This is a genomic window from Zhihengliuella sp., assembly GCF_031178195.1.
Lineage (GTDB): Bacteria > Actinomycetota > Actinomycetes > Actinomycetales > Micrococcaceae > Zhihengliuella.
Map to the genome: position 1 here is coordinate 67,594 of NZ_JAPSJL010000004.1, position 19,951 is coordinate 87,544.

General features: G+C 69.8%; 13 protein-coding genes. 9 read left to right on the forward strand and 4 right to left on the reverse strand.

Going from position 1 to position 19,951, the window contains the following annotated elements; all coding sequences use genetic code 11:
• Positions 1-14: 14 nt before the first annotated feature.
• Positions 15-1,385, reverse strand: a complete 1,371-nt coding sequence (locus RIN46_RS07665) for an FAD-dependent oxidoreductase (protein ID WP_309081538.1) — start codon at positions 1,383-1,385, stop codon at positions 15-17.
• Between the two features lie 623 nt (positions 1,386-2,008).
• On the opposite strand from RIN46_RS07665, the gene RIN46_RS07670 reads away from it, so the two are divergent.
• Both RIN46_RS07670 and RIN46_RS07675 read left to right on the forward strand, forming a co-directional pair.
• A complete protein-coding gene (locus RIN46_RS07670; RefSeq protein ID WP_309081539.1) occupies positions 2,009-8,179 on the forward strand; it encodes an SdrD B-like domain-containing protein in 6,171 nt (2,056 codons plus the stop codon).
• 182 nt (positions 8,180-8,361) lie between these two features.
• Positions 8,362-9,729, forward strand: a complete 1,368-nt coding sequence (locus tag RIN46_RS07675) for a copper amine oxidase (RefSeq protein ID WP_309081540.1) — start codon at positions 8,362-8,364, stop codon at positions 9,727-9,729.
• A 29-nt stretch (positions 9,730-9,758) separates the two neighbouring features.
• Here RIN46_RS07675 and RIN46_RS07680 read toward each other — a convergent pair whose 3' ends face one another.
• Entirely contained in the window at positions 9,759-10,394 is a 636-nt protein-coding gene (locus RIN46_RS07680) for an ATP-binding cassette domain-containing protein (RefSeq protein WP_309081541.1), read from the reverse strand.
• Positions 10,391-12,433: a hypothetical protein gene (locus RIN46_RS07685; RefSeq protein WP_309081542.1), complete on the reverse strand. Its 2,043-nt coding sequence runs from the start codon at positions 12,431-12,433 to the stop codon at positions 10,391-10,393. Before RIN46_RS07685 ends, RIN46_RS07680 begins: the two co-directional genes overlap by 4 nt.
• A gap of 153 nt (positions 12,434-12,586) precedes the next feature.
• Here RIN46_RS07685 and RIN46_RS07690 point away from each other — a divergent pair, with 153 nt between their 5' ends.
• From RIN46_RS07690 to RIN46_RS07705, 4 genes are all read left to right on the forward strand, one after another.
• Positions 12,587-12,901 carry a CHY zinc finger protein gene (locus tag RIN46_RS07690; RefSeq protein WP_309081543.1) on the forward strand — a complete coding sequence of 105 codons (315 nt, stop codon included), beginning with the start codon at positions 12,587-12,589 and terminating at the stop codon, positions 12,899-12,901.
• Positions 12,902-12,971: 70 nt separating this feature from the next.
• Positions 12,972-14,327, forward strand: a complete 1,356-nt coding sequence (locus RIN46_RS07695) for a GAF domain-containing protein (RefSeq protein WP_309081544.1) — start codon at positions 12,972-12,974, stop codon at positions 14,325-14,327.
• 106 nt (positions 14,328-14,433) lie between these two features.
• A complete protein-coding gene (gene adh / locus RIN46_RS07700) occupies positions 14,434-15,957 on the forward strand; it encodes an aldehyde dehydrogenase (protein WP_309081545.1) in 1,524 nt (507 codons plus the stop codon).
• A 2-nt stretch (positions 15,958-15,959) separates the two neighbouring features.
• A complete protein-coding gene (locus RIN46_RS07705) occupies positions 15,960-16,391 on the forward strand; it encodes a DUF779 domain-containing protein (RefSeq protein ID WP_309081546.1) in 432 nt (143 codons plus the stop codon).
• A gap of 7 nt (positions 16,392-16,398) precedes the next feature.
• Here RIN46_RS07705 and RIN46_RS07710 read toward each other — a convergent pair whose 3' ends face one another.
• A complete protein-coding gene (locus RIN46_RS07710; RefSeq protein WP_309081547.1) occupies positions 16,399-17,154 on the reverse strand; it encodes a VOC family protein in 756 nt (251 codons plus the stop codon).
• A gap of 250 nt (positions 17,155-17,404) precedes the next feature.
• Here RIN46_RS07710 and RIN46_RS07715 point away from each other — a divergent pair, with 250 nt between their 5' ends.
• From RIN46_RS07715 to RIN46_RS07725, 3 genes are all read left to right on the forward strand, one after another.
• A complete protein-coding gene (locus RIN46_RS07715; RefSeq protein ID WP_309081548.1) occupies positions 17,405-18,334 on the forward strand; it encodes a carbohydrate kinase in 930 nt (309 codons plus the stop codon).
• A gap of 207 nt (positions 18,335-18,541) precedes the next feature.
• Positions 18,542-18,739 (forward strand): helix-turn-helix domain-containing protein, encoded by a 198-nt coding sequence (locus RIN46_RS07720; RefSeq protein WP_309081549.1) that lies wholly within the window; start codon positions 18,542-18,544, stop codon positions 18,737-18,739.
• Entirely contained in the window at positions 18,736-19,947 is a 1,212-nt protein-coding gene (locus RIN46_RS07725; RefSeq protein WP_309081550.1) for a HipA domain-containing protein, read from the forward strand. The genes RIN46_RS07720 and RIN46_RS07725 overlap by 4 nt, the downstream gene beginning before the upstream one ends.
• Positions 19,948-19,951 lie beyond the last annotated feature (4 nt).

Here is a 19,951-nt window from a genome sequence, read left to right on the forward strand (position 1 = left end):
CAGGATTCCCGCGATTAGTGACCCCCTGCCGGACCACCCATCGTGTCCGGCCCGGCCGCCGCCCCGTCGGCGGGCCCGTGGTCCGCGCCCGGGGGTTCGGCGGCGTGCCGTGCCCGACGGCCGCCCGGCCGCGGCGGTCGTCGCCGCGTCACCGGCGGCGCGTGCTCGGGGCGCAGCCCCACCGCGATCGCCCAAGCGGGCAGCAGCGACAGCGCCGGGAAGGCGCGGAGGACCCGGGCCGCCGTCGTCGGCAGGGCGAAGTCCCGGCCGCGCCCGAGCGCCGCGTCGAACCCCCGGTGCATCGCCCGCTGGATACCCTGGGTGAAGACGGTCGGAGGAGTGCGACGGCGTTGCACGGCCGCCACATGGGCGTCGCCGAGGCGGCCCTGGAGCAGGGGGCGCGCGAGCAGGCGCGCCGCGGCCACGCCGTCCTGGATCGCGAGGTTGATCCCCACGCCGCCGATCGGCGACATCGCGTGGGCGGCGTCGCCGATGCAGAGCAGGCCCGGTCGGTGCCAGCGCTCGAGCCGGTTCAGCCGCACGTCGAGGACCTTCACGTCGTCGAGCTCCAACCCGTCCACGGCGCCGGCCAGCTCGGGCACGGTCGCCGCGAGGTCGGCCCGCACCCGTTCGACGCCCTGCGCGCGGAGCCGGGCGTCGGCGCCCTTCGGGATGAGCCGGGCGACCTGCGCGTAGCCGCGGCGGGGGATGACCACGTAGAAGTTGCCGTTGGAGTTGCGCGGCATGAGCCGGCTGCCGAGTGCGGCCGAGGTCGCCGCGTCGGTGGGGACCCGGAACCACCAGGCGTCGACCCCCACCGGGAACTCGCGCACCGGCAGCTCCGCAGCAGCGCGCGCCACGGAGGTGCGCCCGTCCGCGGCGAGGGTGAGCAGGGCACGCAGCTCGTGCCCTTGGCCCGTCGCCCGGTCCCGGTAGCGGACGCCCACCACCTGCCCGTCCTCCCAGGCCAGGCCGGTGACCTCGGTCTCCGTGCGCAGCTCGAAGTTCGGCTCGCGCTCGCCGGCGGCTGCCAGCAGGTTCAGGAAGTCCCACTGCGGCGCGATCGCGATGTAGGGGTGGGGGAGTGGCAGACGCCGGAGGTCCGCGAGGCGGACGGTGGTGCCGTCCCGCACGGGCAGGCGGGCCTCCTCGATCCGGCTGTGCGGCAGCGCGGCGAACTCGGGGAAGAGGCCCAACTCGTCGAGCAGCGTCAGCGTGGTCGGGTGGACGGTGTCACCCCGGAAGTCGCGGAGGAAGTCGGCATGCTTCTCCAGAACGGTGACCCGCACGCCCGAGCGCGCCAGGAGCAGACCGGCGACCAGCCCGGCGGGACCGCCGCCGATGACGAGGCAGTCGGGGGTCTGCGATGTCGGGGTGTCCTCCACGTCGTCACTATCGCATCGGTCGCAGGAGGCGTAAAGAAAGCACGTCACAGAACACTATTCAGCCGCACCTTCTTAACGGCCTCGCGTTCCTTATTGACGGCGTTCAACGACAAGGAGGCGCGCAGGTTAAATCTCTGTGCACGCACATCCCTTGACGAGCCCAAAGGTCCATGGTATTGGCGGACGTCCATTCGCTTTAGTTTTCATGTGAAGAGGGATGACTCCCTGTCGAGGTGATGCAGTGCCAGCATGCCACCCAGTCACGGCGTCCTGACGAAACCCCTTGTCAGAAGCCCAGGTCTGCCCCGATCGTCGTTTCGCGCGCGTCGCCCCTCGACTTCACGTGAAGCTTCAATTCTTCTGCGCGAATATTCAGCTTGTTTTGAGCGACCCCTTGAAATCTGTGAACGAGCTGTATTGAGTAGTGCGCGGGTGGCTTGTGCCACCGGCACGTTCAGCCACCCCGGCATTCCTAGAAAGAGGGGAACAAACTAGTGAGTGAGAACCAACCACGCTCGCACCGGAAAGGTGTGGGGCTCAAGAAAGGGTTAAGGAGGTCGCTCGCCATCGGCGTCGCTTCGACGCTTGCGATAGCGGGATACGGCCTTCCAGCCTCCGCAGACGTGAACACGGCTCCCGAGGAGCCGGCGGAGTCTGCGGCGAGCATCATCGATTCGAGTCTGTTCGAACAGGCCCTCGTGGGGGGCGGGCAGTCGCGCGCGACCTTCCCGTCCAACCCCGGCCCGGACAATCAGGCCCTCGATGCCGCGGCACTCGGCAGCGAGGTCGTCTCCCTCGGCAACATCGACATTCCGCTGACCGACTTCCTGGACTTCGGCGAAGCCGGCGTCCTGCAGTCCCAGTCTGAGGCGACCTCGCCGAAGGATGCCCGGGCCATCACCTCGGTGGCCGGCGCGGATGGCTCGCTCACGCTGGACAGCATCGACGGCGCGTCCATGGGCAACGCCCGGCTGGACGTGCTGCAGCTGGCCAACTCCCTCGGATTCGGCGACGTCGCAGCCCTCATGGACGAGGCCTACCTGGAGATCGGCGCGCTCGGCGCCGAGGTCGAGGCAGTGGACGGGGTCTTCCAGGATCCCGACGGCGTCGGCGGACAGGGCCAGTACAAGGTCGGCGACCTGATCCTCGCCCTCCGTTCCCAGCAGGTCGCGGACGCCGCGGCCCAGCTGGTCGACACGACGTCGCAGGTCGACGGCGCCATCGAGGATTCCGTCAACGGCATCGTCGAGTCGGCGAACCTCCTCGACCCGATCCTCGCCGCGCTGCCGGCCAACGTGTCGGTGACGCCGCGCATCGAGTCGAATGTCTCCGGTGCCATCCGCGACGCCCTGCTGGCCGAGCCGATCACCACGGAGACCAGCATCATCGATCTCGATCTGGCCACGGGGACCATGTACATCGACATGGCCAAGTTCATGGGCAATGACGAGGGCGCCGGCACCAACGCCGAGGGCCTGAACAGCCAGAACCCGAACACCGAGCTGATCGACTCGAACCTGTACCCGATGATCGCCGACTCGATCCACGACGTGATCGAAGAGGTCATCCACATCGCGTTCCGCACGTTCAACGCGTCGCTGGGCAGCGTCACGGTGCACCTGGACGCGCACGCCGAGTCGACCGATCCGATCACGGGCACCAGCACCGCGGACAAGACGTTCTCGGCGAGCCTGGATGGGACCTACACGTCGACGCCGTGTGCATCGACGGGTGCTGCCGGCACGCTCCTGTGCACCACGCTCGACGGGCTCGAGACGGTCATCGAGCCGCTGGCGACCACGCTGGCGACCACCGTGCGGGACACCCTGCTGGCCAACGACGGACAGATCCTCTACGACCTGTTCACGCTGATCAAGACGGACACCATCACCGCTCCGGCGCGTGCCGTCGTCCAGCCGTTCCTCGAGCAGATCGCAGCGAACGTCCTGTCCGTGCAGCTCAACCGGCAGACCACCGAGGTCTGCGCCCTGCCGGCGGGCGGTGAGACGACCGGAAGCCTCGAGGTCTCGGCCCTGAGCATCGGCGCCGCACCGGCGATCGGCGGAGCACGCCTGAACTTCGGCACCGCCGGTGCCCGCGTCGACGCCTGCGACCAGTTCGCAGCCATCGACCCGGCCATCACCGTCGACCCCACCGAGGTTCCGGCCGGCGACTCGACGACCGTCTCCGGTACGGGCTTCACCCCGAACAATGAGGCGAGCGTTCAGCTGACCGATGCCGACGGCAACCCGGTCGGCGAGGCAGTGACGGTTCCCACCGATGAGAACGGCGACTTCACCACCGATCTCCCGGTTCCCGCGGACGCCGCTCCGGGCGATTACATCGTCCAGGCGACCGATGTCGCCACGGAGACCCCGGCCGAGGCACCGCTGACGGTGACCCAGCCCGACGTCCAGGAGCTGAACATCGGCCTGGATCCACCGACGGTTCCCGCCGGTGAATCCACGACGGCGAACGGTTCGGGCTACACGCCGGACTCGACTGCCACGGTGCAGCTGACCAGCCCGGCTGGTGAGCCGGTTGGCGACCCGATCCAGGTCACGACCGACCCGGCGGGTGCTTTCACCACTGAGGTTCCGGTTCCCGCTGATGCGGCTCCGGGCGACTACACGGTCGTCGGCACCGACGACACCACCGGCAACGACGCTTCGGCGGCGCTGACGGTCACCGAGCCGGGCACGGTTGCTCCGGCGATCACGGTGGATCCGGCGACGGTTCCGGCCGGTACGCCGACCACGGCTGATGGTTCGGGCTACACGCCGGACTCGACTGCCACGGTGCAGCTGACCAGCCCGGCTGGTGAGCCGGTTGGCGACCCGATCCAGGTCACGACGGACCCGGCGGGTGCTTTCACCACTGAGGTTCCGGTTCCCGCTGATGCGGCTCCGGGCGATTACACGGTCGTCGGCACCGATGACACCACCGGCAACGACGCTTCGGCGGCGCTGACGGTCACCGAGCCGGGCACGGTGGCTCCGGCGATCACGGTGGATCCGGCGACGGTTCCGGCCGGTACGCCGACCACGGCTGATGGTTCGGGCTACACGCCGGACTCGACTGCCACGGTGCAGCTGACCAGCCCGGCTGGTGAGCCGGTTGGCGACCCGATCCAGGTCACGACGGACCCGGCGGGTGCTTTCACCACCGAGGTTCCGGTTCCCGCTGATGCGGCTTCGGGCGATTACACGGTCGTCGGCACCGATGACACCACCGGCAACGACGCTTCGGCGGCGCTGACGGTCACCGAGGCCGGCACCACGACGCCGACGGTTGCTGTTGATCCGGCTGCTGTCGAGCCGGGCGATTCCACCCAGGTGACCGGTTCGGACTTCGCTCCGAACGACGAGGTCGAGGTCCAGCTGGTCGACTCCGAGGGCAACCCCGTGGGCGATCCGGTGACGGTTCCGACCGATGAGAACGGCGGCTTCGTCGCCGAGCTCCCGGTTCCCGAGGGAACCGAGCCGGGCGATTACACGGTCGAGGCCGTGGACGGCCAGGGCAACGAGGGCAGCGCGCCGCTCGTGGTCCTCGAGCCGGGCACGGGCCCGGGCCAGCTCGGTGACTTCGTCTGGGACGATGCGAATGCTGATGGCGTGCAGGACGAGGGCGAGGCCGGCGTTGCCGGTGTGACCGTCAACCTGCTCGATGCCGAGGGCAACGCCGTGACGGATACCGAGGGCAACCCGGTGACCGCTGCGACGGACGAGAACGGTATCTACACGTTCTCGGGTCTGGAGCTGGGCGACTACGTCGTCGAGTTCGCCGATCTGGCGGCGGGCAAGGCCTTCTCGCCGCAGGACGCCTCCGGTGTGGACGCGACGGACTCGGATGCTGATCCGAACAACGGGCGCACCGGCGTGGTGACCCTGACGTCGGAGGCGCCGGTCATGCTCACGATCGACGCGGGTCTGATCGATGACGCTGCCGCCGGCGACCCGACGGTTGCTGTCGATCCGGCTGCTGTCGAGCCGGGCGACTCCACCCAGGTGACCGGTTCGGACTTCGCTCCGAACGACGAGGTCGAGGTCCAGCTGGTCGACTCCGAGGGCAACCCCGTGGGCGATCCGGTGACGGTCCCGACCGACGAGAACGGTGACTTCACCGCCGAGCTCCCGGTTCCCGCTGACGCGGCTCCGGGCGACTACACGGTCGAGGCCGTGGACGGCCAGGGCAACGAGGGCAGCGCGCCCCTCGAGGTCCTCGAGCCGGGCACGGTCGACCCGACGATCGCTGCCGACCCCGCGGCTGCTGCCCCGGGTGACACCACGGCGATCACCGGAGAGGGCTACACACCCAACGGTGACGTGACGGTCGAACTGGTCAACGCCGACGGCGACGTGATCGCCACGGTCCCGGCCACGGCCGATGAGAACGGTGCACTCGCCACGGACCTCACGGTCCCGGCAGACGCCACCGAAGGTGCTGACTACGTGATCCGCGGTACCGACGACGCCACCGAGAGCACGGCCGGGACCCCGTTCGAGGTCCTGCCGCTCGCCGCCGGTGAGCTGGCGATCTCCGCAGATCCGGTGGCAGCCGCTCCGGAGGACTCGACCGCCGTCACCGGCGCCGGGTACTCCCCGAACGGTGCCGTCACGGTCGAGCTGCTCGACGCCGACGGCAACGTGGTCGAGACCCTCGAGGTCACGGCCGACGAGAACGGCGGGTTCACCACGGACCTGACGGTCCCGGAGGGCACCGAGGCAGGGGCTGATTACCTGATCCGCGGTACCGACGCCGAGACCACGAACTCCGCGGAGACGCCGTTCGAGGTCCTCGAGCCCGGAGCGTCGATCATGACGCTCAACGCGAACCCGACGTCGGGCGAGCCGGGCGACACCACGAGCGTGACCGGCACGGGCTTCACCCCGGGCGAGACGGCCACGGTCGAACTGGTGGACCCCGAGGGCAATGTTGTGGCAACGGTTGAGGCACCTGTCGACGAGAACGGCGAGATCGCCGTCGACGTCGTCGTCCCCGGGGACGCGGTGGCCAGCCCGGACTACACGATCCAGGCGACCGACCCCGCAACGGAGCGTTCCATCGACGTTCCCTTCGAGGTCCTCGAGCCGGGCACGGGCACGGGCGAGATCACCCTGGTGATCGACACCTCCTGCCTCGCCCCGAACGAGCAGCCGACCGCCGAGGGTGCGAACTACACCGCTGACGGCGAGGTCGTCCTCGAGGTCAAGAACCCGGCCGGCGAGGTCGTCAAGACCGTCGAGACCACGGCGGACGCCGAGGGCAACATCGCCGCCGAGGTGGAGATGCCGGACGACGCCCTGGTCAACGCCGGTTACACCGTTCAGGCAACCGACGTCGCGACGGGCGCAACCGTCACCGTGGACGTCACCGCGATGGAGTGCGTGCTCGCCATCGCCGCCGATCCGGCTGCGGTTCCGGCCGGAGGCACCACCACGGTGACCGGTGAGGGCTTCACGCCCGAGGGCGCTGTGACGGTCGAGCTGGTGGATGCCGACGGCAACGTCGTCACCACCGTCGAGACCACCGCCGACGAGAACGGCGACATCCAGACGGACCTGACGGTTCCGGAGGATGCCGCGATGGGCGCGGACTACACGATCCGCGGCACCGACGTCGAGACCGAGGGCACGGCGGAGACGCCGTTCGAGGTCCTGGAGGCGTCGGCCACCGAGCTGACGATCGCCGCCGATCCCGCTGCTGCGCAGCCGGGTGACACGACGAGCGTCTCCGGTGAGGGCTACACGCCCGAGGGCGCTGTGACGGTCGAGCTGGTGGACGCCGACGGCAACGTCGTCGCCACCGTCGAGACCATGGCCGACGAGAACGGTGCGATCCTGACGGATCTCACGGTTCCGGCGGACGCGGTGGCCGGTGCGGATTACACGATCCGCGGCACGGACGTCGAGACCGAGGGCACGGCGGAGACGCCGTTCGAGGTTCTGGCGCTCCAGGCAGGCGAGCTCGCACTCACCGTCGACCCGATCGAGGGTCTCCCGGGCGAGGCCACCACGGCGACCGGCGCGGGCTTCACCCCGGGCGGCGACGTGACGGTCGAGCTGGTGGACGCAGACGGCAACGTCGTCGCGACCTTCGAGACGACGGCCGACGAGAACGGCGCCATCGAGGTCGAGGTCGAGGTCCCGGGCGATGCTGCTCCGGGCGAGTACACGGTGCTCGGCACCGATCTCGAGACCGAGCGCACGGCTGAGGCCGCGTACCGGGTCCTCGAGGAAGGCGTCTCCGGCACCTGCGGCGTCGAGCCGGAGATCACCGTGGATCCGTCCACGGCGACCGTCGGCGGCACCGTGACGGTCTCGGGCGTCGGCTTCGCTGCCGGCTCCGAGGTGGAGATCCAGATCGCCAACGCTGACGGGGTGTTCATCTTCACCTCCGCTGCCGGCGTCGCGGCCTCGGCCGCACCGGTCGCGACCGTGGGCGATGACTGCACCTTCACCATCGACGTCAAGCTCCCGGCATCGGCCGGCCCCGGTGACTACACCGTGACCGCGACCGACGACGAGGGCAACACCGACGAGGCCGACCTGGTCATCGAAGCCGACGGCGCCGGTAACGGCGGCAACGGTGGAAATGGCGGCAACGGTGGCAACGGCGGTGACGGTGGCAACGGCGGTTCCGGCAAGACCGGGAACGGCAACGGCAACGGTGGCGGTCTCGCCAACACCGGTGCCACGACGGCCGTCCTGTCGCTGCTGGCGCTGATGCTGCTGGCCGGTGGCGCGCTGCTGGTTCGCCACAGCCGCCGCAAGAACGGCATCGGCGAAGCGTAACCCTGTGAAGGATGACGCTCCGCTCTAGCCGAGCGGTTCGGAGCGAGGGCCGTCCTCCCCACCCGGGGAGGGCGGCCCTCGTGCGTCGTCAGTGGCGGCGCAATCTCGACAGCAGGACAAGCAGGACAAGCAGGACAAGCAGGACAGCGGGTTGCGCCATGTCCCTCGATAAGGTGGAAACGATGAGAGCACAGCAGCGGATTCTGGTCGGCACGGCGTCAGTCGCGCTTCTTTCGATGCTTGTGGCCTGCGGCGGCACCGCAGTGGACGGCGCAAACCAGAACGAGACTCCCGCGGCTACCCCGGAATGCGCCGCCGGCGAACCCCTGATCCACGAGTTCGAGAACGGCGCCGCCTGGACGATGTGCTGGAGCGTCGACGCCGACCGCGGCCTCGTCCTGTCCGACGTCGTCTACTCCTCGCCCGACCAGGGTGCCCAGAGGATCATCGACTCCATCGCCCTCGGGCAGCTCGAGGTCCCGTACGACAGCGGGGAGCGGCTCACGAGCGACATCACCGACGCCGGGTTCGGCGGCACCCGAATGAAGACGCTCACCGAGGAGGAGTGCGCCGGCGAGCGGCACGCCACGGCGATCCCGAACATCGGCGACGGAGAGTACGGGCCGTCGCCGGAGCGGGAGGTCCTCTGCTCCGCCAGTGCGGAGGCGGGCCTCGGGTACCGCTCGTTCGAGAACGGGACCTTGACCACCGCCCAGACGAGCGAGTGGAACGTCTACGCCATCTCCAAGGTGGGTTGGTACGAGTACATCAGCCAGTACACCTTCACCGCCTCTGGTGCCATCCGCCCGCAGCTCGGCGCCACCGGCGATCTCTCTCCGGTGGACTACGCCGACGAGGAGCACGGCTGGGCCGTGGGCGAAGGCGAGGCTGACTACGCGGCGAGCCACTCGCACAACGCGGTGTGGCGCGTCGACTGGGGGCTCGGCGACGGCCCGCAGGCCGTCGAGCAGTACGACGCCGTCGACACCGGCGAGGAGGGCGACGAGTCCCGGGTCGTGGAGGGGACGCTGGCCCGCATCGAGCACCCGGCCGTGGCCAGGAAGGCCGACCGCCGCTGGTGGCGGGTCCTGTCCCCGGAGACGCTCAACGCGGACGGACATCCGATCTCCTACGAGATCGGCCTGGAGAAGACGGACTCCTTCACCGCGCTGCGCGACGAGCACCACCACGGTCCCGACGCGGGCTACGACGTCGCGTTCACCAACGCGAAGGACTGCGAGCTCTACGCGACCTACAACCCCGCCGACTGCGGCCGCGGCGTTCTGGACTTCATCGAGAACGGCAAGGACGAGCCGCTCCAGGACGTGGTGTCCTGGGTCGCCGTCGGGTTCCACCACGTCCCCCGGGACGAGGACCAGTCGCCGATGGAGATGCACTGGCAGGGCTTCTCCCTCACCCCGCGGGACGTGTTCGCCCAGCGGCCCGGCGTCCCGGACGGGCGCGAGGGTCTCAACGGACAGCCGGAGACGTGGCAGGGCGAGGACGTGGATGACCTCGTCGAGCGCGACGCCGGCCAGTTCGGCGGGTAGCCGTACCTCCCGGACGGCGGTCTGGACGCCTACGACAAGCTGACGACGGCGGCGCAGGCGTGCGCGACGTCCCTCGAATGCGTCGCCACGACGACGGCAGCCCCCTCGGAGGCGATCCGCTCGAGTTCACGGAGCACCATGGCCGTGTTGCCTCGATCCAGCGCTCCCGTGGGCTCGTCGGCGAGCACCACAGCGGGGCGCTTGACGATGAGTCGTGCCAAAGCGACGCGCTGCTGCTCGCCGCCTGAGAGCGTGTAGACCGGCTCACGTCCCCGGCCTGCGAGGCCCACTCGGTCGAGGGCGCCATCGAAGTCGGCGGTCGCGAGAGCTGCGGACCCTCGGGCGGCCAGGGCCACCTCTAGATTCTCGCGCACCGAGGCGTTCTCGATCAGCGCGTAGTTCTGGAACATGTACCCCAGCGAATCGCGCCGGAATCGGCGCCTGCGTTCGGGGCCGAAGCGGCTGATGTCCCGACCTCCGACTTCGATCGAACCGCGGTCCAGCTTCTCCATCAGCCCGATGCAGTTCAGAAGGGTCGACTTGCCCGAACCGGAACGCCCCGTCAAGGCGGTCATCTGGCCGGCAGGGGCGTCCAGATCCAGACCGTTGAGAATCGCGCGGCGACCGAAGGATTTGGCGGCGCCGGTGACGACGATGTTGCTCATGCTGTCTCCTCGGAGTGGGTGCGGACCATCGACCGGGTCCTGAAGAATACGCAGGCGGTCAGCAGACCGACGTTGAGAATAGCGACGATCAGGACGGCCCAGGGCTGCCAGACGGCGACGGCCAAGTCCGCGCCCCGGAGCACGTCGGCCGCGGAGTGCTCTCGGATCGCCAGAGTGGACGCTCGGACCAACGCCCAGCATGTGACGATGCCGAGGAGTGCGAGCTCCGCGGCGAGCAACCAGCGGTGCGTGCGGATGAAGGTCCACCCGTGGAGATGCCGCACGAGGATCGTCTGGGCGTTGCCGCGGACGTGCATCTGGGCCAAGCCGATGGCCGTCGCGAGCAGAACACCCAGAGCAACGATGGCGGTCGCGGCCTCTACGCGCAGGGTCGCTACCTTCGCGGCGTACTCGTCTGCCGCTGACTGGGCCACGGGGATGTACGCGGAGATCCACTGTCCCATCAGCTCGGGCGGGGTGTTCCGCACTGCCTCCGCAGCGTCGGTCACCAGCACGCGACCTTGGCTGGCGTATGCCATGTAGTCGTCATCTCGGATGAGCCCGGACTCCGGACCCGCGACAACCACCGCCACGTCGCTGAGGCTGACGGGTCGCTGCCGGGCATCCGGTCGTGGCTCGTACAGGAAGTGCGACTGCCCGGGGCGGATCGTCTGAATCTCTAGCGAAAGGCGTGTATCGCCTCGACCGAGTGACTCCGGCAAGGCGTTCTCGATGTTCTCCACCGACGTGGACGAACCCGCGGGAACCAGGACCTTGGCGGCCTCGGATCCCGCTCCCGCGACCGGCACTCCATCCACATCCAGCACGGGGTTCAGTTCGAGGTACTTGTTATTGACGAGAAGCACATCGCCTTCAGCTTGAGCGCCCTCTCCGTCCAACGAGAGCGGGATGGCTGCGATCGTCCGCCCGGCCAGGTCCTCCTCCTTGAGCCAGGCACCGGACTCGTAAGCCAGCCGGTCCATTTCTTCCGGCGGCACGCTGGCTTCGAAAGTCATGGTGGCGGCATTGCCAGCCGCCGCCAGATCGGCGCGCGCCTGACCGGCCTCCAGAGCAGCACCGGCTGCTGCGAAGGCGCCGGTGACGAGCGAAACCGCCAGGAAGAGGCCGGGAAGCCTGATGAAATACGCGCCTGGAACCGCGACGCGAAAGCCGAGGCGACCCTTGATCCCTTCGAGCAGTCGTGTGTCCCAGACGATCACGACAGTGGCGACATGGACGACGATCGCCAGCAGCGCGGCTGCAACGAAGATCGCTCCACTGACTCGGATGAACATGCCGAATTGATTGAGTCCGTTGTACCACCAGAGGCAACCCCAGCTGATCGTGCCGACGCAGATGACGGCCAGCAAGGAGAATGGGGCCAAGCGCCGGAGATCGCGGCAAATTGCCGTTCGCTTTCGGAATCCGTGCAGTCGTTGGATCGCATATGACTTGACTGACGAGATGACGGAAACGCCGGCCAGGAGCGCGATCAGGAGAACGGCGACCAGTGTCGCGGAGCCCGCGGGCCCACCGACGAACCAGGCGATGGCCTGGCCGATCGATGCATCGCCATTGTCGCTCGTCGTCGTATAGCCGAGCGACTGGAAGGTCGACTCCACGGCCGCGATGCTCTCCCGGCCTCCGAGTACGTAGTAGGTACCCCGGGGGTCCAAGCCTTCGAGGTCAGCAGCGGGGTGGACTAGCGTCTCGATGCCGGAGGTGAACGACGGGTATCTGTCGGTCAACCAACGCGCCTCCGCGCGTGCCGCATCGTCGAGGACGACGTAGAAGTGCCTCGTCCGCGCATCATGCAGGTCGCGTCGGCGTTTGACGATGGTCGCCTCGGAGTCGTCCGAGAGATTCTGGATGAGCTGTGTCAGGCCGACGCCGCCGGTTGTCGCCGACTCGCCGCTGACTTCCACTCGGGCGGCTCCGGGAATCGTGGACTCGTCGGCCATGCTCGTGAACATGAAACCTGCGAAGGCCGCGTAGAGCCCAGCCACCACCATCGCCAGGCGGAATCCGGTATTGCGCATGACGACCCTTTCCGCTCACGACGCCGGGGCCGATTGCAGGCACCCCTCTCACTGCGCTGATCGGGCGCACCGCCCTACCGATAGTACGGCCGGGGAGGGGGAGCGCCTGCGTAGAATCGCCCCAACAGTTTGGGGCGACGCGAAGGGGAGCCGATGCCGGAGGTTCTCGGCAGCACGGTGGACGGGCAGACGCGGTGCGTCCACTACCGCTCGGTGCTCGACGTCGTCGCGATCAAGTTCCACTGCTGCCGCGCGTACTATCCGTGCCACCTCTGCCATGAGGAGCATGCCGACCACGCGGCCGTTCCGTGGCCGCCGGAGGAACGCGACGTTGCGGCCGTCCTCTGCGGCGTCTGCCGCGCGGAACTGACCATCGCCGACTATCTGGCGATCGAGTCCTGCCCGCGCTGCGGTGCCGATTTCAATCCCGGCTGCCGGCTGCACTCCTCGCTCTACTTCGCCGACTGACCCGAGGCTGGACTGGGCTAGACTGCCAGCACCGAAAGGTGATGTCCGTCATACGACGAGGGGGTGCGCCATGTCCGTGGCGACGCCGGCCCAGCCGGCCCTCCAGCGCTCTGCCCTCGCGGCACACGACGTCCTCGGCTCCGCTGCCGGGGGAGCGTTCGAGCTGCTCCGCCCCGTCGTGGGCGAATCCTGGCGCCGTTCCCTCGGCTTCCTGACCCCTGGCCGGATCGAGCCCTCCGTCGCACTCCAGTCCGCGGATCTCTCCGCGTACCGTCGTGACCACCCGCTCGCCGCCGTCCTGCCCGTTATCACTCGTCTGCTGGTGGAGCCCGCTCGGGACACCGGCCTGCTCATCGCCGTGGGAGACGCTGAGGGCCGGCTCCTCTGCGTCGAGGGCGACGACGACGCCGTCCGCCGCGCCGAGGGCATGGCCTTCGTCCCCGGCGCGGACTGGTCCGAGCGCTCCGTCGGCACCTCGGCGCCCGGCACCGCCCTGGCCACGGGCCAGGGTGTTCAGGTCAGCGGGGCCGAGCACTTCAGCGAGATCGCCCACCGGTTCAGCTGCACCGCGTCTCCGATCCACGCTCCGGACGGCCAACTCCTCGGTGTCGTCGACCTCACCGGCGGCTCGGAGGCGGTGGCGGCCCACTCGATGGGGATGGTGCGCGCTGCCGTCGCCGCGGCGGAGGCGGAGCTCCGCCTGCAAGGCCTCCAGCTGGCCGCTTCGACGGGGACCGTCGGCCGGCGCCCCACCCACGCTCGCCGACCGGCGTCCCCGGCGACCTCCCGTGACGCTCGACCGTCGGGCCGATCGGTGCTGCGCATTCTGGGGTCCGACGAGGCGGTGCTCGACTGCGCCGCCGGCACGGTCCGGTTCGGCGGCCGCCATGGCGAGATCCTCGCGCTGCTGGCCTGGCACGGGGAGGCGGGACTGACGGCGGACCGGCTCGCCGTCGAGCTCTTCGGGGATGACGCGCGGACCGTCACGCTCCGGGCCGAACTCGTCCGGCTGCGCCAGGCCCTCCGTGCGGCACTCCCCGCCGATGCGGCCGAGGGAGCCGCCGTCGGGCTCGTCTCGCGCCCGTACCGGTTCGAGCCCACCCCGGACTGCGACGCGCGCCGGGTCCTGGAGCTCATCGGCCGCGGGCACTACCGGCGTGCGCTCGAGACCTACGCCGGCCAGGTCCTCCCGCGGTCCGCCGCACCCGGCGTCGTCGCGATCCGTGCTGAGCTCTCGGGTGCGCTGCGCGAGGCCATGCTGTCCGACGCCGGACCGGAGGCGCTGATGCAGTACCTGGAGCTGCCCGAGGCCGCTGAGGACGTCGAGGCGCTGCGGACGGCGCTGCGCATCCTGCCCCCCAGGTCTCCGCGCCGCGCCGTCATCGTCTCCCGGTTGGAGCGGCTGGACACCGCCGACGGGGCCTGACCGAGCTCGGAGCGTCATCGTTGCAACGTTGTTGCAACCTGCCCGGGCGTAGCTTCGTCTCCATGGGGCCGTGATGCACGGCACACCAATCGACGAAGGAGTTGCCATGACCGTCTACGCCAACCCCGGCACCGAGGGATCGCTCGTCACCTTCAAGCCGCGGTACGACCACTACATCGGCGGCGAGTGGAAGGCCCCCATCAAGGGCGAGTACTTCGAGAACGTCACGCCCGTGACCGGGCAGGGTTTCTGCGAGGTCGGCCGCGGCACGGCCGAGGACATCGAGGCTGCCCTCGACGCCGCCCACGCGGCCGCACCGGCGTGGGGGAAGACGAGCGCGGCCGAGCGCGCCCTGATCCTCCACCGCATCGCGGACCGGATGGAGGAGAACCTCGAGATGCTCGCCGTCGCCGAGACCTGGGACAACGGCAAGGCCGTCCGCGAGACGCTCAACGCCGATCTGCCCCTGGCCGTGGACCACTTCCGCTACTACGCCGGGGCGATTCGAGCGCAGGAGGGACGCCTGTCCCAGATCGACGACGACACCACGGCCTACCACTTCCACGAGCCGCTCGGCGTGGTCGGACAGATCATCCCCTGGAACTTCCCGATCCTGATGGCTGTCTGGAAGCTGGCGCCGGCGCTCGCCGCCGGCAACGCCGTCGTTCTCAAGCCCGCGGAGCAGACACCGACGTCGATCCTCGCCCTGGCCGAGCTGATCGGCGATCTGCTGCCGGCCGGCGTGCTGAACATCGTCAATGGGTTCGGTCTCGAGGCGGGCAAGCCGCTGGCGGCCAACAAGCGCATCCGGAAGATCGCGTTCACCGGCGAGACCACCACGGGCCGGCTGATCATGCAGTATGCCTCGGAGAACCTCATCCCCGTCACGCTGGAGCTCGGCGGCAAGAGCCCGAACGTCTTCTTCGAGGACATCGCCGCCGCCGACGACGCGTTCTACGACAAGGCGCAGGAGGGGTTCACGCTGTTCGCCCTCAACCAGGGCGAGGTCTGCACGTGCCCGTCACGTGCCCTGGTTCAGGAGTCGATCTACGACAAGTTCCTCGGCGACGTGGTGCCGCGCACCCAGGCGATTGTCCAGGGCAACCCGCTGGACACGGACACGATGATGGGCGCGCAGGCCTCCAACGACCAGCTGGAGAAGATCCTCAGCTACATCGACATCGGCCGGCAGGAGGGCGCCAAGGTCCTCACCGGCGGCGGCCGCGCCGACCTCGGCGGCGAGCTGTCGGAGGGGTTCTACGTCCAGCCGACGATTTTCGAGGGACAGAACTCCATGCGGATCTTCCAGGAGGAGATCTTCGGCCCCGTGGTCTCGGTGGCCAGGTTCACGGACTACGACGATGCACTCGCCCTCGCGAACGACACCCTCTACGGGCTCGGTGCCGGCGTGTGGTCGCGCGACGGGTCCGTCGCCTACCGGGCCGGCCGCGACATCCAGGCCGGGCGCGTCTGGGTGAACAACTACCACGCCTACCCGGCGCACGCCGCGTTCGGCGGGTACAAGTCCTCGGGCATCGGCCGCGAGACGCACCTGATGATGCTGGAGCACTACCAGCAGACCAAGAATCTGCTGGTCAGCTACAACCACAACAAGCTCGGCTTCTTCTAGACATGGGAGCGCACGAGGGCGGATCCGGGGCCGGCGGCGCGCGCCTCGAAGCGCGCCCGCGGATCGAGGGGGAGGAGGCCTCCCGCGTGGCCCTGAGTCCAGTAGCCGTGGAACTGCTGCGGAGGCTCTGGGCCCGGCACGGACCTCTGATGTTCCATCAGTCCGGCGGGTGCTGCGACGGCTCGTCGCCGATGTGTTTCCCGGCGGGGGACTTCAGGACCGGCGACGCGGACGTGCTGCTCGGGACCTTCGAACTGCCGGACGACGACGGCCGGGTGCTGGGCGAGCTGGACTTCTGGATGTCCGTGGAGCAGTTCGCCTACTGGAAGCACACCCACCTGACGGTGGACGTGGTCGACGGCCGCGGAGCCGGTTTTTCGGTCGAGGCACCGGAGGGCAAGCGGTTCCTCATCCGCAGCGAACTATTGAGTTGACCAGGAACTAGGCCTCTGACGGCATGATCATCTGGAAGGACACGCCGCTCGGGTCGGCGACGGTCGCGAGCCGCCCGAACGGCGAGTCCTGCGGGCCGTCGAGCACCCGGCCGCCGAGCTCCAGGAGCCGGGCGACGGCGTCGTCCGTGTTGTCCACGCGGAAGTAGACGCGCCAATAGGACGGTGTGCCGGCGGGCAGGAACTCTGCCGCGTCGCAGATGCCGGCCGTCGCGGCCTCGCCCGGCCGGTTGGTGGAGTAGCGGACGCCGTCCATCGCGGCCGGCTCCCAGCCCAGGGCCTTCGCGTAGAACTTCAGATCGGCGTCGTAGTCCCCGGACATCGTCTCGAACCACACGGGGTGTCCGGAGGCGTCGACGGCATCGAACCCGTCGAACGTCTTCGGCTCCCACAGTCCGAAGGCGGCGCCGGACGGCGCGGTGGCGATGGCCATGGTGCCGAGCTCGCCGGTCGGCATGGCGTCGAAGAGGACCGTGCCGCCGGCCTCCTTGGCGCGCTCCAGTGTGCCGGTGAGGTCGTCGGTCGCCAGGTAGACCGTCCAGGCGGGCGGGGTCGGGTCGTCCGGCGCAGCGGCCATGGCGCCGCCGAGCACGCGCCCGTCCTCGGCCTTGATCATGTGGTAGTGGCCGTACTCCTCGCCCTGGTCCTCGAAGGTCCAGCCGAAGAGGGACGAGTAGAAGTCCTGGGAGGAGCCGACGTCCGGGAGGGAGACATCGACCCAGGTGGGATTGCCGTTGGCTGCCATGGTGCCTGTCCTTGCGTCGCGGGGAGGTCCTCGGGGGTCCGTCAGTCCCCATGATGCCCCTGAACGGTCCCGCCGACCAGAGGTCTGCGGACGGTGACCGGGGCCGGTGCCAGCCCGGGTCTCGGCCCGTCCCGGAGTGCGACCGGCCGACGAAACGAACCATGACACTCCGGCCGGGGCCGACTAGGCTTCGTGCCGAGCCTGTCCCGGCCCCGAGCCGGCGATCCCTGCACCAATCCCCGGAGGTCCCATGTCCCGTTTCCTCGTGGTCGGCGAAGCGCTGATCGACGTCGTCCGCTCCACCGACGGTCGCAGCGCCGAGCACCCCGGCGGCAGCCCGGCGAACGTGGCGCTCGGCCTCGGCCGCCTCGGGCAGCGGGTCGAGTTGGTCACCTGGATCGGCGAGGACGCGCGCGGCCAGGCGATCCGCGCCCACCTGGAGGAGTCCGGGGTGGGCGTGCACCCGGCGTCGTACTCCTCGGAGTCCACCTCGGTGGCGATCGCCACCCTGAACGACGGCGGCGCGGCCGACTACGAGTTCGACGTGCGGTACCAGCTGCCGCGGGTCGAGATCGGGAACGACGTCGGCTGGGTGCACACCGGGTCGATCGCCGCGGTGGACGGCCCCAGCTTCGAGGCGACGGCGGACCTGCTGGAGCGAGCCCAGGTCGCCGGCGCCGTCATCACGTACGACCCGAACCTGCGGCCCAGCCTCATGGGCGAGCCCGCGGACGTGCGGCCGCGCGTCGAGCGGCTGGTGGGGATCGCGGACGTGGTGAAGGTCAGCGACGAGGACCTCGAGTGGCTGCGCCCCGGGCAGGACCCGGCGGCGGTGGCGGCCGAGTGGGCCGACGGCGGGCGGATCGTGGTGGTCACGCGCGGCGGCGACGGCGTGCTGGCGGTGCACCGCGACGGGACCCGGCTGGAGGTCCCGGCGCCGCGGGTCGACGTGGTGGACACGGTCGGTGCCGGCGACTCCTTCATGGGCGGGCTGCTGGACGGCTTGGCCCGGCACGCCGGTGTGCGGGCCGGCGAGGGGGAGGCCGAGGCGCGGTCGGCGCTGGAGCGCCTGGGCGTCGACGACCTGCGGGCCATTCTGGAGCGCTGCGTCCGCATCGCTGCGATCACCGTGAGCCGGGCCGGCGCGAACCCGCCGGGGCTGGGCGAGCTCGAGGGTTGAGCGCCCTCGGGGCTGAGTGACGGGCGGGGCGAGGGCCCGAACCGGCAGTATTGTGTCGATTCCTCCTCAAGGGAGACGCTGGATCCGCCCAAGCGAACCGAATCGGCAGGATCTTGCCGGAAGGCGATCTCTAGAGCAGAATTGCCTCGGGGAGAACTGGAATCGGCAGGATCCTGCCGATCCGTCGGACGAGGGCGGGGAGTCTCGATGGACGATATGCAGCGCATCGGAGACCGGATCCGTCACGCCCGGAAGGGCTACGGTTTGACCCAGCGCGACCTGGCCGAGCTGATCGGCGCCTCGGAGCGCACCGTGCGCGAGATCGAACGGGGGACCGGCGGACAGGCGCTCCGGATCGTCGTCGCGGCGGCCAATGCCGTCGGGTTGAACGTGGTGGCGTCGTGACCCGGACGGCTGCCTCCCTCTCCGGCCTCCGGCAGGTCGAGGCCGCGGACGTCTACAAGGGAGACACCCCCGCAGCCCGTCTGGAACGTGCGGACAACGGTGCCGTTTCCTTCGAGTACCTCCCGAAGTACGCGGGACCGCCGATCGCCACGACTCTTCCGCTCGGGGAGGAGCCCGTCCGCACCCCGGGCGGAGGACTGCCGGCCTTCTTCGCCGGACTTCTGCCCGAGGGGCACCGGCTCACGGTCCTCCGGCGCGCGGCACGCACCAGCCTGGACGACGAATTGACCCTGCTGCTGGCCGTTGGCGCCGATACGCCGGGTGATGTGCGGGTGGTCCCGGCCGGCGAGGCCCCCGAAGCTCCTCCCTCCGCGGCGTCCGGGCCGATCGGGGAGCTCGACTTCGCCGATCTGGCCGACGCCGTCGACCTCCACGCCCTGCCCGGTGTGCAGCGCAAGGCGAGCGCGGTGATGCTCACGCGACCGCTCCGGCTGGGCGAGCGGGACGCGATCCTCAAGATGGATCCGCCCGAGTACCCCGGCCTGGTCCGCAACGAGGCAGCCCACCTGCTGGCGGCACGGTCCCTGAAGGTGCCGACCGCCCACGCGGAGGTCGTCCGGGATCGGCACGGAACGGACGGGCTCCTGGTCGAGCGCTTCGACCGGGCCACGGCGGACGGCCGCCCCGTGCGCCGGGCCATGGAGGACGCGGCGCAGCTGCTCGGTATCCTGCCGGCGGCGAAGTACCGGGTGACCGCGGAGGAGATCGCCTCGTCTGTGGCGGAGGTCTGCCGGGCGAGACCGGTGGCGGCCCGCAACGTCTTCCTGCAGTTCCTCTTCGCCTGGCTCACCGGCAATGGCGACCTCCACGCCAAGAACATCTCGGTGCTCGACGACGGCGAGGGCGTCTGGCGGGTGGCGCCCCTCTACGACGTCCTGTCGACCGCGCCCTACCCGGACCTCGACCTCGATCTGGCGGTGCCGGTCTCCGGCAGGACGAGTAGGCTGCGCTGGCGTCACTGGACCGAGTTCGCCGACGCGATCGGCCTTCCGGAGACCGCTGTGCCGGCTGCGGCACGCGCGGCCGCAACGGCCGCCGGCAGCATCGATCTGGCGGCACTCGGTTACACGGGGTCGCCGCTCAACCGGGCGGAGCGCGAGCTGCGGCACCGGCGTTCTGAGCTCCCGGACCACATCGCAGGCAGCTGACCTC

What these genes read in the sequence shown, in the direction of transcription:
- RIN46_RS07675 (WP_309081540.1), top strand. Translation starts at nt 8,362, where the DNA reads ATGAGAGCACAGCAGCGGATTCTGGTCGGCACGGCGTCAGTCGCGCTT.
- RIN46_RS07690 (WP_309081543.1), top strand. Translation starts at nt 12,587, where the DNA reads ATGCCGGAGGTTCTCGGCAGCACGGTGGACGGGCAGACGCGGTGCGTC.
- RIN46_RS07715 (WP_309081548.1), top strand. Translation starts at nt 17,405, where the DNA reads ATGTCCCGTTTCCTCGTGGTCGGCGAAGCGCTGATCGACGTCGTCCGC.
- adh (WP_309081545.1), top strand. Translation starts at nt 14,434, where the DNA reads ATGACCGTCTACGCCAACCCCGGCACCGAGGGATCGCTCGTCACCTTC.
- RIN46_RS07710 (WP_309081547.1), bottom strand. Translation starts at nt 17,154, where the DNA reads ATGGCAGCCAACGGCAATCCCACCTGGGTCGATGTCTCCCTCCCGGAC.
- RIN46_RS07720 (WP_309081549.1), top strand. Translation starts at nt 18,542, where the DNA reads ATGGACGATATGCAGCGCATCGGAGACCGGATCCGTCACGCCCGGAAG.
- RIN46_RS07685 (WP_309081542.1), bottom strand. Translation starts at nt 12,433, where the DNA reads ATGCGCAATACCGGATTCCGCCTGGCGATGGTGGTGGCTGGGCTCTAC.
- RIN46_RS07695 (WP_309081544.1), top strand. Translation starts at nt 12,972, where the DNA reads ATGTCCGTGGCGACGCCGGCCCAGCCGGCCCTCCAGCGCTCTGCCCTC.
- RIN46_RS07705 (WP_309081546.1), top strand. Translation starts at nt 15,960, where the DNA reads ATGGGAGCGCACGAGGGCGGATCCGGGGCCGGCGGCGCGCGCCTCGAA.
- RIN46_RS07680 (WP_309081541.1), bottom strand. Translation starts at nt 10,394, where the DNA reads ATGAGCAACATCGTCGTCACCGGCGCCGCCAAATCCTTCGGTCGCCGC.